The sequence below is a fragment of the Frateuria sp. GZRe12 genome, from assembly GCF_051900535.1.
Lineage (GTDB): Bacteria > Pseudomonadota > Gammaproteobacteria > Xanthomonadales > Rhodanobacteraceae > Frateuria_A.
This window is the reverse complement of the sequence record NZ_JBHZGI010000004.1, coordinates 204398-217115: the sequence shown is the minus strand read 5'-3', so window position 1 is coordinate 217115 and position 12718 is coordinate 204398. Positions and strand designations below refer to the sequence as shown.

General features: G+C 69.3%; 14 protein-coding genes. 4 read left to right on the top strand and 10 right to left on the bottom strand.

From position 1 onward, the window contains the following. Nucleotides 1-41: 41 nt before the first annotated feature. From ACFWZ4_RS11430 to ACFWZ4_RS11415, 4 genes are read right to left on the bottom strand one after another with little or no spacing between them, the layout of a single operon-like run. The gene (locus ACFWZ4_RS11430; protein ID WP_439704797.1) at nucleotides 42-527 is read right to left on the bottom strand and encodes a hypothetical protein; all 486 of its coding nucleotides are present in this window, start codon (nucleotides 525-527) and stop codon (nucleotides 42-44) included. After that, a complete protein-coding gene (locus tag ACFWZ4_RS11425; RefSeq protein WP_439704796.1) occupies nucleotides 527-1882 on the bottom strand; it encodes a GldG family protein in 1356 nt (451 codons plus the stop codon). The genes ACFWZ4_RS11430 and ACFWZ4_RS11425 overlap by 1 nt, the downstream gene beginning before the upstream one ends. Beyond that, nucleotides 1882-2637 carry an ABC transporter permease gene (locus tag ACFWZ4_RS11420; protein WP_439704795.1) on the bottom strand — a complete coding sequence of 252 codons (756 nt, stop codon included), beginning with the start codon at nucleotides 2635-2637 and terminating at the stop codon, nucleotides 1882-1884. Before ACFWZ4_RS11420 ends, ACFWZ4_RS11425 begins: the two co-directional genes overlap by 1 nt. Then, the gene (locus ACFWZ4_RS11415) at nucleotides 2634-3344 is read right to left on the bottom strand and encodes an ABC transporter ATP-binding protein (RefSeq protein ID WP_439704794.1); all 711 of its coding nucleotides are present in this window, start codon (nucleotides 3342-3344) and stop codon (nucleotides 2634-2636) included. The genes ACFWZ4_RS11420 and ACFWZ4_RS11415 overlap by 4 nt, the downstream gene beginning before the upstream one ends. A gap of 161 nt (nucleotides 3345-3505) precedes the next feature. On the opposite strand from ACFWZ4_RS11415, the gene ACFWZ4_RS11410 reads away from it, so the two are divergent. Then, nucleotides 3506-4699, top strand: a complete 1194-nt coding sequence (locus ACFWZ4_RS11410; protein ID WP_439704793.1) for a DesA family fatty acid desaturase — start codon at nucleotides 3506-3508, stop codon at nucleotides 4697-4699. A gap of 126 nt (nucleotides 4700-4825) precedes the next feature. On the opposite strand, the gene ACFWZ4_RS11405 is transcribed toward ACFWZ4_RS11410, so the two are convergent. The 5 genes from ACFWZ4_RS11405 to rpmB all read right to left on the bottom strand — a co-directional run bounded on the left by ACFWZ4_RS11405 (nucleotide 4826) and on the right by rpmB (nucleotide 6880). Next, a complete protein-coding gene (locus ACFWZ4_RS11405; RefSeq protein WP_439704792.1) occupies nucleotides 4826-5338 on the bottom strand; it encodes a DUF3016 domain-containing protein in 513 nt (170 codons plus the stop codon). A 111-nt stretch (nucleotides 5339-5449) separates the two neighbouring features. Further along, nucleotides 5450-5857, bottom strand: a complete 408-nt coding sequence (locus ACFWZ4_RS11400; RefSeq protein WP_439704791.1) for a thiol-disulfide oxidoreductase DCC family protein — start codon at nucleotides 5855-5857, stop codon at nucleotides 5450-5452. Beyond that, nucleotides 5850-6389: a DUF4166 domain-containing protein gene (locus tag ACFWZ4_RS11395; RefSeq protein WP_439704790.1), complete on the bottom strand. Its 540-nt coding sequence runs from the start codon at nucleotides 6387-6389 to the stop codon at nucleotides 5850-5852. Before ACFWZ4_RS11395 ends, ACFWZ4_RS11400 begins: the two co-directional genes overlap by 8 nt. 76 nt (nucleotides 6390-6465) lie before the next feature. Next, nucleotides 6466-6633 (bottom strand): 50S ribosomal protein L33, encoded by a 168-nt coding sequence (rpmG, locus tag ACFWZ4_RS11390; protein WP_017463578.1) that lies wholly within the window; start codon nucleotides 6631-6633, stop codon nucleotides 6466-6468. A 10-nt stretch (nucleotides 6634-6643) separates the two neighbouring features. Further along, the gene (gene rpmB, locus ACFWZ4_RS11385; RefSeq protein WP_209619039.1) at nucleotides 6644-6880 is read right to left on the bottom strand and encodes a 50S ribosomal protein L28; all 237 of its coding nucleotides are present in this window, start codon (nucleotides 6878-6880) and stop codon (nucleotides 6644-6646) included. A gap of 298 nt (nucleotides 6881-7178) precedes the next feature. Here rpmB and secB point away from each other — a divergent pair, with 298 nt between their 5' ends. From secB to ACFWZ4_RS11370, 3 genes are all read left to right on the top strand, one after another. Beyond that, nucleotides 7179-7685, top strand: a complete 507-nt coding sequence (gene secB / locus ACFWZ4_RS11380) for a protein-export chaperone SecB (RefSeq protein ID WP_439704789.1) — start codon at nucleotides 7179-7181, stop codon at nucleotides 7683-7685. A 13-nt stretch (nucleotides 7686-7698) separates the two neighbouring features. After that, nucleotides 7699-8724, top strand: coding sequence for an NAD(P)H-dependent glycerol-3-phosphate dehydrogenase (locus ACFWZ4_RS11375; RefSeq protein WP_439704788.1), 1026 nt, complete (start codon nucleotides 7699-7701; stop codon nucleotides 8722-8724). 229 nt (nucleotides 8725-8953) lie between these two features. Then, a complete protein-coding gene (locus ACFWZ4_RS11370; RefSeq protein WP_439704940.1) occupies nucleotides 8954-11977 on the top strand; it encodes a DEAD/DEAH box helicase in 3024 nt (1007 codons plus the stop codon). A gap of 51 nt (nucleotides 11978-12028) precedes the next feature. Here the strand turns inward: ACFWZ4_RS11370 and ACFWZ4_RS11365 are convergent, their stop codons facing one another. After that, nucleotides 12029-12712, bottom strand: coding sequence for an HAD family hydrolase (locus ACFWZ4_RS11365; RefSeq protein ID WP_439704787.1), 684 nt, complete (start codon nucleotides 12710-12712; stop codon nucleotides 12029-12031). Nucleotides 12713-12718: the final 6 nt, after the last annotated feature.

The window sequence follows — 12718 nt, the reverse complement described above, 5'->3', positions numbered from 1 at the left end:
ACATCGGCGTAGGGAGGGCGTCCGCCCACCCTGCGACGGCGTCAGTGGATACGCTCGGCGTCCTGCGTGGCAGGGCGCGGCGTGTAACGCAGCGGCACCAGCGCGATCCGGTGGCCTGCGCGCACGTAACGCAGCGGCCCGGTCACGGCGGTGGTGCCGAAATCCAGTCTCTGGCCATTTAGCGTGAGCTGCACAACCGGCGGCGCCAACCCGATTTTCGCGGCGTCGAAATCCGTATCCGGCCGCCAGCTGACGACCGGCGCCTGCGCGATTTCGGTCAGTTCCTGCAGCCGGCCCTCGTCGGCGCGTTGGGCGTCGGCTTGCCACCATTGGCCATCGCGGCGGCGATAGCTCTCGGTTGGCTGGCCGGGCAGGGCCAGCGTCATCGAGGTGATCGCGGCCGGTTCCAGCGCCAGCAGCGTGCCGGGCGCCTCGCGCTGGTCGTGCAGGTATTGCATCGCAGCCAGCGCCACCAGTGCGAGCGCGATGCCCAGCATCACCCACCGCTGGCGTGCCCTGCGTCGCATCAACGCCGGCGCCGCCGCCAGGTCAGCAGGCCGCCGACGAGCAGCAGCAGCACCGGCAACGCGATGAGGAAACCCAGGCTCAGCGCATTGAGTTCGGTCTGCGTGATCTCCAGCACGCGATCGGGCGCGCCGCGCGGCGGCAGGCTCACCAGTGCGTCGTCGCCGAGCAGCCAGTCGAACACGCGCTCGCCCAGCGCGCGGTTGCCGCCGTTGCCCAGGAAGGTGTTGGAGAGAAAATCGCCATCGCCGACCACCACCACGCGTTGCTGGCTCTTGTCGGGACTGGGCGACAGGCGCGAGAGTGCCAGGCCGAACGCCAATGGTCCCTTCAACTCGCCGGCCGAGGCGTCGAAGCGAATGGTCGAGCTGCCGTCGTTCCCGATCGGCTGGAACTCGGTCCAGCTCTGCGGACCCGACTCGAGGAAGTCCTGTACCGCCCAATCGTTGCGGTTGACCTGGGCCAGCGGGGCGACCTGCGGGAACAGCGTGGTCAGCAGGAAGCCGCGGGTGATCGCGTGGGGCGGATAGGCGCCCAGTGCGATCAGGCGCGGATCCTTCAGGCCCAGCGCCGCGCCGCCGCCATCGACCAGCACGCCGGGCAGAACGCGCAGGCCCAGCGCGTCGGCAAGCGGTGCAAGGTTCAGGTCGCTGTTGGCCGGCTCGGTGAGCCATAGCAGGTTGCCGCCGTTGGCCAGGTAATCGACCAGCGCGCGCACGGCGCCGGCTTCCAGCGGCAGCGAGGGGCTGGCCAGCACGACCAGGTCGGTGTGCCGGGGCACCGCGGTGACCTGGGCGAAGTTGAGCGGCACCGCGCGCATGCCGCGGCTTTCCAGCTGCGCCATGAAAGTACCGAGGTCGGCGTTGGCCTGGCCATCGGCGCGACGCTCGCCGTCGCCGGTGACGAAGGCGACGATGCGTTCGCCGCCGCGCGCCAGGCGCTCGAGCGCATTGGTGAGGCTGCGTTCGGACAGCTCGTCCAGCCGCTGTTCGCGGTCGCCGTAGTGCACGATGATCGCGCCGTCGACGGTGATCCCCAGCTCGCGCATCTTCGCCGGGTCCTGCTGCGGATCGACGAAGCGCAGCGTCAGGTCGGGCTTGACCCGGCGATACCGTTCGAGGAAGCCGGCAATGGTGGGGCGCAGGTCGCCCTGCGGGTTGGCGTAGCTGACGATCTCCACCGGGCCCTGGAGCTGGCCGAGCACGGCGCGGCTCTCCGGCGACAGGCTGGCCCGTCCGCCCGCGGTCCAGTCGGCGACAAAGACATGCCGGGTGGTGAGGTAACCGATGGCTCCCGCGCCGACGAGCAGGGCCAGCGCGAACAGCCAGCCGTCCAGACGTCCGAATAGCGTGCGCATCAGCCGCGCTCCCGTTCCGCCGCGACGCGGCGGATGGCCAGCGCCAGGCAGACGATCGCCAGCAGGACGAACCACGCCACGTCGACGCTGGTCACCAGCCCGCGCAGCAGCGGCTGCAGGTGCGAGCTCATCGCCAGCCAGTTGATCGTGCCGTCGTCCGCGCCGGCGAGCTGCGCGCCCATGTTCACCGCCCACAGACCCAGTGTGAGCACCAGCGCGGCGGCCGCGGCGATGGCCGGATGCGACGCGAACGCCGAACAGGCCAGCCCCAGCGCGGCAAGCGAGGCCAGCAGCAGCGCCATGCCCAGCGTGGCGGCGGCGAGCTTGCCCCAGTCGATCCCGGTTGCGTGCGCCAGCGCCGCCGGCATCGCCAGCACCAGCGCCAGCCAGGCCAGCAACCACACCAGCAGCGCGGCGTACTTGCCGAGCACGATGCGCGACGGGGTCAGGCCCATGCCGAGCAGCAGCGACAGGCGTCCCTCGCGGCGTTCGGCGGCCAGTGCCGACATCGACAGCAGTGGCACGACCAGGAAAGCGAGCTCGGCCAGCTTGGCCAGCAAGGGCACGGCCACCAGGTCGGTGTAGCCGGGGCCATCGGGCAGGGCGGCGAGGCGGATCTGCGCGGCCAGGAAACTGCCCAGCAGCAGCGTGAAGTTCCACGCCAGCCAGGCGAGTGTCAGTGCGCCAAGCACCCAGGCGAGCGGACGCACGAACAGCCGGCGCAGCTCCAGTCGTGTCATCGCCAGCGCGCTCATGCGGCCGCCTTTGCCGTGGCGATGGCGAAAAAGCGTTGTTCCAGCGCGGCGTGATCGCCCGCGTCCAGCGCGCCTTCGTAACGCAGCGTGCCGTCGTGCAGGATCGCCACGCGATCGCAGACCGCGGTGACCTCGGCCAGCACATGGGTGGAAAGAATCACCGCCGTGCCCACCGCGGCCTGCTCGCGGATCAGCGTGCGCAATGAGGCGACCTGCACCGGGTCGAGCGCGTTCCCGGGCTCGTCCAGCACCAGCAGCGCCGGTTGGTGCAGCAGCGCGCAGGCGAGCCCCAGTCGCTGGCGCTGGCCCTGCGAGAGCACGCCGGCGAGGCGGTGTTCCAGCGGGGCCAGTTCCAGCCGTTCGATCATGCGCGCGCGTGCCTGCCTGAGCGTCGCGCCGTTCAGACCGCGCAGGCGACCGTGCGCGTCCAGATGTTCCCCCACCGTCAGTTCCTGCCACAGCGGGGCACGTTCGGGCAGCCAACCCACCAGGCGGCGAGCGGGTGCCGGGTGCTCGGCCAGGTCCACGCCGTCGATCAGGATGCGACCGCCGTCCGGCGCCAGTGCGCCAGCGATCATCGACAGTGTGGTCGACTTGCCGGCGCCGTTGACGCCCAGCAGGCCCAGCACCTGGCCGCGATCCAGCGTGAGATCGAGGTCCTGCACCGCGGCGCGCCCGGCGCGGCGGCGGCTGGCTTTCTCAAGCATTAACAGCGGTTGTGGCAGAGTCATTGCATGATTGTCACGGTGCCCCCACGTTTGCACAACCTGCGGGGTGCTTCACGCATGCGCGAAGCGCAAAGCGCCATGCTGGCGGGTACGGAAACCCCTCCGATAGACTGCCTTTCAACTTCCCCGGTGTTTTCCTGATGCTCGACACGGTGCTGACGTTCCTTTCCAACGGCGTGACCCACGCCAGTTGGCTTGCCATGCTGGTCTACATGCTGGTGATGACCCAGCTCACCATCTTCACGGTGACGCTTTACCTGCATCGCAGCCAGACCCATCGCGGCGTGGATTTCCACCCGGTGCTGGCGCATTTCTTCCGCTTCTGGGGCTGGCTGACCACCGGCATGGTCACCAAGGAGTGGGTGGCGGTGCACCGCAAGCACCACGCCAAGGTGGAGACGGAGGAAGATCCGCACAGCCCGATGATCTACGGCATCAAGAAGGTGTTCTGGGACGGCGTCTCGCTGTACCGCGATGCCTGCGAGTCGAAGCAGGACATGGAGCAGTACGGCCGCGGCACGCCCGATGACTGGGTCGAGCACAAGCTCTATGGTGCGCATCCGTACTGGGGCCCGACGCTGATGCTGCTGATCAGCCTGGCGCTGTTCGGCGTGATCGGCGCGGCGCTGTGGGCGGTGCAGATGATCTGGATCCCGTTCTGGGCGGCCGGTTTCGTCAACGGCATCGGCCACTGGGCCGGCTACCGCAACTTCGAAAGCGCCGACACCGCGCGCAACCTGTTGCCGTGGGGTTTCTGGATCGGCGGCGAAGAGCTGCACAACAACCACCATGCATTCCCGAGCTCGGCCAAGTTCGCCCTGCGCAAGTGGGAGTTCGACATCGGCTGGGCGGCGATCTGCGGGCTGCGCGCGGTGGGCCTGGCCAAGGTGCTGCGCGTGGCGCCGGCCCTGGACGTGCGTCCGAACGTGAGCCTGCCCGACGCGGAGACGCTCAAGGCCGTGCTTACCCATCGCTTCCAGGCGATGACCGACTACTACCGCGGCGTGATCATGCCGACCCTGCGCGAGGAAGCCGCCCACGCGGGCGACAACCTCAAGGCGATGCCGCGCCGGATGCGCCACGCGTTGGCCGACGGTGGTCGCTGGCTGGACAGCGAAGGCAGCGCGCGCCTGCAGGCCGTGCTGGCCAAGCGCCCCACGCTGCGCACCGTGTGCGACTTCCGCACCCGCCTGGCGGCCCTGATGGAGCAGCGTGGCGCCGAGCAGACCCTCAAGGGCCTGCAGCAATGGATCGCCGAGGCCGAACAGAGCGGCATCCGTTCGCTGCAGGAGTTCGCGGCACGGCTGAAGGGCTACCGCGTCGCCAACGCCTGAACGATCTGGTGCACGACAAAAAAAGCCCGCCATCAAGGCGGGCTTTTTTTATAGCGGTGGCCGCGTCCCGCCGGACCAACTTCGGACCAACATAGGCGGGCTCAAGCCCAGCCTCCGACTCCCGCGTTACAGCTTCGCAGGTCCCCGCGCCAGCCAGCGATCGATCGTGCGCTTTTCGTAGCGCAGCGGGTCGGTGTTGGAGAATTCGCCGGGGCTGTCATACATGAAGCCCAGGTCGGTCAGCTTGCGGTCGCCCTCGCGGATCACCCGTCCCTGGCTGTCCAGCAGGCGGAAGTGCAGCGTGATGCGCGGCGGATAGACGTCCTTGACCACGCGCACCGGTTGCAACGAACCCACCGAAGGCGCATAGGAGCCGGCACGGTCGATGTCGGTCACGACGATGTCGAGGGTCTGGCCTTGCTCAAGCTCGGTCGCCGCCTTCTTTTCGAAGTAGCGCTTGAGGGTGTCCAGGTATCCCGAATCATCGCGCATGGGCGCGAATGCGCGCACTTCCTTTGTTTCGGTGAAATTTTCCGGATGGTCGTAGCGGACGGTGACCGTGCCGGTGGCGGCCGCCGCCGAGGTGACAACCAAGGCGAGGGCCAGGCCCAAGGTGGGACGGAAGGGGAGCTTGGACATGGCGTATCTCCGATAGGCGATGCAGCACCAGGCTGGGGGATGGAGCGCAAACGCGGCGCGGTTCGCGCCTGCGTGGAAACGCCTGAACGCGCCCGGGGTGGACAGCCGGGTCTAGTCGAGGAAACGCCAGGCCTGCGCCGGCGCGGGCAGCCGGCAACTCGCGCGCCGGCCGAACAACCGGTACCGGTGGCGGGCGATCCAGCGATAGGCCGGGTCGCGGCACGCGCGCGGGATCGCCTCCAGCAGGGACGCGGCCACGCGCCAGAGGCCACCGAATCCACGCAGAACGTGCGCGATGGCGTCGGTATCGGTATGTGCGCGCCCCTCCAGCACCAGCCGGAACGACACCGGGTCGCCCGCTGACAGACCGTGCGCCTGCAGCAGCATGCGTCCATGCGTGCCCTGCATGGCGGCCAGCCGGAAGCGTCCCGCGCGATCGTGCCGAAGCACGAAATCGACCCAGCGGCTGCATAACACGCAGACCCCGTCGAACACGATGACGTCGTTTCGCTCAGCCATCGGTCGGCTCCAGCCAGCCGCGATAGGCGACCAGCCGGCCCAGCAACGGCAATCGCGTGTCGATGTGGAAGCAGTAGCGCCCTTGGTGCGCGCCGCTTTGGGAAAACACCGAGCCGAACCACGCGCGCGGCAACGGCAGGCCCAGCAGGCTTCCGCCGCAAAATTGCCAGTCGATCGCATCGCCCGCGCGGCGCAGCTCGAAATGCAGCGTTACCGGGCCGAGCCGCTCGTGCAGTCGATCGCCCTGCGGGGCCCGGCTAAGGCGGGAGCGCATCCGGCGATGGGCGAAGCGCCGGATCCAGATTTCATGGCCCGGGTGCCGCTCGATGCATACCTCCATGGGCTGCGCCAGGCCCGGGGCGGGCAGGCCCAACACCCGGCGCAAAAGGCGCGCTGGCAGGTGGGTCGCGCCCGCCACGTCGGCCTGCCCGATGGCGCGCACGCGCGGCGCGTTGCCGTGCATGCGCCGCACCGGCGGTGCCAGCGCGTGCCATTGTTCGCCGAGCAGTGCGGGGAACAGGGGGTCAGCCATGGCGCGGATCATAAGTGCGCGGAAGCTTTCGCGCGCCCAAAAGAAAACCCGCCGAGCGGCGGGTTTTCTTCGGAGATCACTTGATCTTGCCTTCCTTGTAGATCACGTGCTTGCGCACGACCGGATCGTACTTCTTGAACTCGAACTTTTCCGGCGTGTTCTTCTTGTTCTTCTGCGTGGTGTAGAAGTGGCCGGTGCCGGCCGAGGAGATCAGGCGGATCTTGTCTTGGGTCTTGTTAGCCATGGTTCAATCCTCAGACCTTCTCGCCGCGGGCACGCAGCTGGGCGATCACGGCCTCGATGCCATTCTTGTCGATGGTGCGCAGCGCGGCGTTGGAAACGCGCAGCTTCACCCAACGGTTTTCGCTGGCGACCCAGAAGCGGCGCTCGTGCAGGTTGGGCAACCAGCGGCGACGGGTCTTGTTGTTGGCGTGCGAGACGTTGTTGCCGGTCTGCACACCCTTTCCGGTGACTTGACATACACGGGCCATGAGGGCCTCCGTAATCGGTATTGGACCGCCCGTTGGCCAGGACGGCATCGGCCCAGCGGCGCTTGGGGCGCCACGCGATGCTGGAGGGTGTTGCGTATCGAGCGTGGCCGGCTTGCGTTTCCGCATCGCGTCGCGGAAGCCCGAAAGATCGGGGCGGCCTCGGTCGAGCCGCGTATTCTCCCGGAAAAACAGCATCCTGCGCAAGTCGTCCGGGGCGTCGGACCATGGCAGGGCGTGCGGATGTATGGAACAATCGCCCTCTTTGCTCGCCCGCACTCACGAATTCGAGGGATTTCCGATGGCAGAAGTCACGCCCGCCAACGACCAGGCCGCCGGCCAGGCCATGCCGCAGTTGATGCTGCAGAAGATCTACGTCAAGGACGTGTCCTTCGAGGCTCCCAACGCACCGCAGATCTTCCAGGACATCGGCGAGAACGACCAGGCCCAGCCCCAGGTGCAACTCAACCTGGGCCAGCGCGCCACCGACCTGGGCAACAGCCTGTACGAAGTAGTGCTGAGCCTGACCCTCACCTGCACCATCGGCGAGCGGACGGCCTACCTGGCCGAGGTCCACCAGGCTGGCGTGTTCGGCATCGCGGGCTTCAACGAGCAGGACCGCGACGGCATCATCGGCAGTTACTGCCCGAACCTGCTGTTTCCCTATGCACGCCAAGTGATTTCCTCGCTGGTGCTGGAGGGCGGGTTCCCGCCGTTCCTGCTGCAGCCGATCAACTTCGACGCCCTCTTCGCGGAGCAGCAGCGCCGCGCGGCGGGCGGCGGCGAGGCCCCGACGCTCAACAGCTGACGGCTTGCAACCCATGCGGGACCAACCGATCCTCGCGGTGCTCGGCGCCGGCTCCTGGGGCACCGCGCTGGCCGCGCTGGCCGCGCGCAACGGCGTCACCACGCGCCTCTGGGGCCGCGACCGCGCGGCGCTGGAGGCGATGGCGCAGAGCCGCCGCAACCAGCGCTATCTGCCTGACCTCGAACTGCCGGCCGCGCTCGCCTATGAGCCGGAGCTGGCTGCGGCCGTGCGCGATGTCGACATCGTGTTGATCGTGGTGCCCAGCCATGCCTTCGCCGCGATGCTGGACGAGCTTGCGCCGCTGCTCGACGCCGACACGGCGATCGCCTGGGCGACCAAGGGTTTCGAGCCGGGCACCGGCCGATTCCTGCACGAACTGGTGGCGCAGAAGCTGCCGGGCCGGCCGGCCGCGGTAGTCACCGGGCCGTCATTCGCGCGCGAGGTCGCCGCCGGGCTGCCCAGCGCGGTCACCGTGCATTCGGAAGACGAGGCTTTCGCCACGTCGCTGGCTGCGTTGCTGCATGCGCCGAACTTCCGCGCCTATTCGGGCAACGACGTGCTCGGTGCGGAGCTGGGCGGTGCGATGAAGAACGTGCTGGCGGTGGCCACCGGCGTGGCCGACGGCATGCAACTGGGCCTCAACGCCCGCGCCGGCCTGATCACCCGCGGCATGAACGAGATGCTGCGCCTGGGCCTGGCGCTCGGCGCGCGGCCGGAAACCCTGATGGGCCTGTCCGGCCTGGGCGATCTCGTGCTGACCTGCACCGGCGATCTTTCGCGCAACCGGCGGCTCGGCCTGGCCTTGGGGCAGGGCATCGCGCTGGACGAGGCCGTTCGCCAGATCGGCCAGGTGGTCGAGAGCGTGGTGACCGCCGATGAGGTGTCCCGCCTGGCCGACCAGCACGGCCTGGACCTGCCCATCGCCAGCGGCGTTCGCGCCGTGCTGCACGGGGAAGTCACTCCGGTCGAGGGCGTCCGCATGCTGATGTCGCGCGAGCAGAAGCCCGAATACCCACAAGGCTTGTTCGGCAACGCCTGACCCGCGGCCCCTCTCCCCTCCGGGAAGGGGGTAGGGTGAGCGGTCGGGGCTCGCGACGCGGTTCCTGGTTGGCGGCATGCCACACCCGGCCGTTCGTCGTGAACGGCGGTTGGCCGAAGCCCGCCCTGCGCCTGCGGCGCAGCCCCGCACGAACTTGCGCCCTCGACGCGCACACCACCCATCCCCTTGCTAAGCTCGTTGTTTTGGCCGGCAAGCGGACCGCATGCGCATGCAGCAACCGGACGAAAAGCAGCCTGCCGATCGTGCCTCCTCGCCGGAGGACATGACCGGAGGCGGCTTGCCGCCGGCCTGGCGCCGACTGTTCAAGCCGCCCGCGGCGGCCCCCGCCGAAACCCAGGTCCTCGGCTTCTTCCTGGAGGTCATGCCCGAGGACGGCGCTTCCTGGGCCCACCTGGACGTGGCCCCGGTGGCGCTGGGCGTGGCCGAGCCGGGCCGCTACGTGCGCCCGGTCCCGCTGGACAGCCGCCACCTCGCCCACGCGCCGCTGCAACCGCACGAACAACACCTGGCCGCTGCCTTGCTCGGTCTGCCGCAGAACCTGCGCAAGGGCCGCAGCTACGTGCGCCTGGCCGGCCACATCGGCGACGCCCTGCTGGCGCAGATGCTCGACACCGCGCCGTGTTTCCTCGGTGGCCTGGCCGGCCTGCGGCTGTCGCGCGGCAAGGCGCATCCGCTCAACTGGCACTGGCACCTGGAACAGGACGGCAGCCAGCGCCTGCTGCCCACGCTGGGCCATAACCAGCGCCTGCTGCGGCTGGATTGCCTTTGGTATCTCGACGCCGAACGCGCCACGCTGGGTCTGCTCGAGGCGGACAAGCGCGAAAGCCACTGGCTGGACCTGCCGCCGCTCAGGCACGAAGCCGGCCGGCCGTTGCTCAAGGCGCTGAAGAACAGCCCACTCGGCCAGCGCCTGCCCGCACCCCAGGTGTTCGACGAACTGCGCCGCGCGGAGCTGGCGCCCAAGCCGGTGCTGACCCTGCACGCACTCACGCGCCACGCCCGCCTGGCCGCCGGTACCCCGCCGCTGGCCTATGCGCGGCTGGCCTTCGACTACGCCGGCGAGCGCCTGCCCGGCCGCGGCGGCGAGCCGCTGGTGCGCCGCGTGCGCAACGGCCACCTCGTCGAAATCACGCGCCGGCGCGCCGAGGAACTCTCGGCCATGGAGCAGCTCGAACGCGTCGGGCTCACTCCCGGGGTGGACACCGAAGGCCTGCCCTGGGACCTGGCGGACACGCTGCCCGAAGACGCCTGGCTGTTCCCCGGCAAGGGCTATGCCGGCGCACTGGAGGTGAATACGCCGGCGCGCTGGCTGGCGCTGCGCGCCAAGCTCGAGGCCGAGGGTTTCCAGCTCGACTACGCGCCGAGCTTCCCGTTCGAAGTGCTTGAAGGCCCGGTGCGCTGGTATGGCAACGCCACCGAGGACGCCGACGACCACGCCTTCGACCTGGAGATCGGCATCGAGGTCGAGGGCAAGCGTCACAACCTGCTGCCCGCGGTGGCACAGGCGCTGGCTGAGCACCAGTTGAACTTGAGCCCCGCGCCGAACGAACCGGAAGACGCCGTGTGGTACGCGCCGGTCGACGAACGCCGCCGCGTGCCGGTGCGCCTGAAGGAACTGCGCGGCCTGCTGGCGCCGCTGGCCGAATACCTGGAGCGCCCGAAGAAGAAGCTGCACCTGCCGCGCGTGCAGGCCGGCCGCCTGGAGGAACTGGTCGAGGCGCTGCCCAGCGGCGGCGAGCTGCGCGCGCCCGAGGCATTGCGTGGCTTCACCGCACGCCTGCGCGATGCCGCCGAGCGCGCCAGCGACGCCATTCCCGACGGCCTCACCGTCGAACTGCGCCCCTACCAGCGCGAGGGCCTGCGTTGGTTGAACGCGTTGGCCGAGGCAGGCGTCGGCGGTGTGCTTGCCGACGACATGGGCCTGGGGAAAACGCTGCAGCTGATCACCCACCTGCTCGCACTCAAGCAGCGCGGTGCGCTGACCCAGCCGGCGCTGGTGGTGGTGCCGACCAGCCTCATTCCCAACTGGCAATCGGAGATCGCGCGCTTCGCCCCGGACATCTCGGTGCTCGCCTTGCACGGTCCGCAGCGCAGCGGCGACTTCTCGCAACTGGGTGCGCAGGACATCGTGCTCACCAGCTACGCGCTGCTGCCGCGCGACGTGGTCACCCTGCGCAAGCAGCCGTTCGCGCTGATCGTGCTGGACGAGGCGCAGCAGGTGAAGAATCCGCGTACGCAGGCGCGCCGCGCCGTGCTCAGCCTGCGCGCGCCGCGCTGCATCTGCCTGACGGGGACGCCGCTGGAAAACCACCTGGGCGAGTTGTGGTCGCAGATCGACCTGGCCGTGCCCGGGCTGCTCGGCGACGAAGGCGCCTTCCGCCGCCACTACCGCGTGCCGATCGAGAAGCAACGTGACGACGAATGCCAGGCGCGCCTCAACCGCCGCCTCGCGCCCTTCATCCTGCGGCGCACCAAGGCGCAGGTCGCGGCCGAACTGCCACCGAAGACCGAGATCACCCGCCGAGTGGTGCTCGACGGGCGCCAGCGCGAGCTCTACGAGAGCCTGCGCCTCACCCTGGCCGAGGAATTGCGCGAGGTGATCGCCCAGCGCGGCATCACCCATTCGGGCATCGTGGTGCTCGACGCGTTGCTCAAGCTGCGCCAGGTCTGCTGCGACCCGCGGCTGGTCAAGCTCGAGGCCGCGCGAGGCGTGCGTGAGTCGGCCAAGTTCGAATTGCTGATGGACATGCTGCCGGCGCTGCTCGCCGAAGGCCGCAAGGTGCTGCTCTTCTCGCAGTTCACCGAAATGCTCAAGCTGATCGCCGCGGAACTGGACCGCAAGCGCATCCGCTACGTCATGCTCACCGGAGAAACCCGCGACCGCGCCGAACCCGTGCAGCGCTTCCAGGAAGGCGACGTGCCGTTGTTCCTGCTTTCGCTCAAGGCCGGCGGCGTGGGACTGAACCTCACCGCCGCCGACACCGTGATCCACTACGACCCGTGGTGGAACCCGGCGGCTGAAGCGCAGGCTTCCGACCGCGCCCACCGCATCGGCCAGGACAAGCCGGTGTTCGTGTTCCGGCTGATCACCGCCGACACCGTCGAGGAGCGTATCGAGGAGCTGAAGGCGCGAAAAGCCGAACTGGCCGAGGCGGTGCTCGACGGTGGCGGCGCACGCGAGAAGCTCAGCTTCGACCAGGACGACCTCGATGCGCTGCTCGCGCCGGGCTGAGCGCACGACCCTCCGGATGGGTTCGAGCGGGCTGGCTCTGGCGTACGCCGGTCAGTCGCGCGCGGCGACCTCGTCGATGTGATACAGCAGATCGGCAGGATCCTCATACACGCGGAACGCGCCGGCGCGCTCCAGCTCCTCCTGCCCGTAGCCGCCGGAAAGCAGGCCCACGCCGAGGGCGCGGCAACGCTGCGCGGCGAGCATGTCCCAGATGCTGTCGCCCAACACCAGCGCATGCTGGATATCCACGTCCAACCGTTCGGCCGCGGCCAGGAACAGGTCCGGGTCGGGCTTGGCGTGGCGCACGTCATCGCGGGTGATCACCGGCACCTTGGCCGGGTCGACGCCGAGCGCCTCCAAATTGTGCGCCGCCGTCTGCATGCGGCCGCTGGTGGCGATGGCCCAGGGCAGGCCCGCTTCGGTGAGCCAGTCGAGCAACTCGCGCGCGCCCGGAAGCGGGCGTACACCGCCACCCTCGGCGCGCCGCCCGTAGGCTTCCGCGTGCCAGCGTCGCAGTCGCGCCACGCGCTCCTCGGTGATCTCGATGCCCGTCTCGCGCAGCAGCATCCGCGTGAACAGCCCGCCGCTCATGCCGATCTTGCGGTGGATGCGCCACACCGCCAGCTCGATGCCCTCGCGGTCGAGCGCCTCCTTCCACGCCAGCACGTGCTGGTAGACGCTGTCGACCAGCGTGCCGTCGAGGTCGAACAGGAACGCGGTGCGTGGGCGAATCATCGGTGC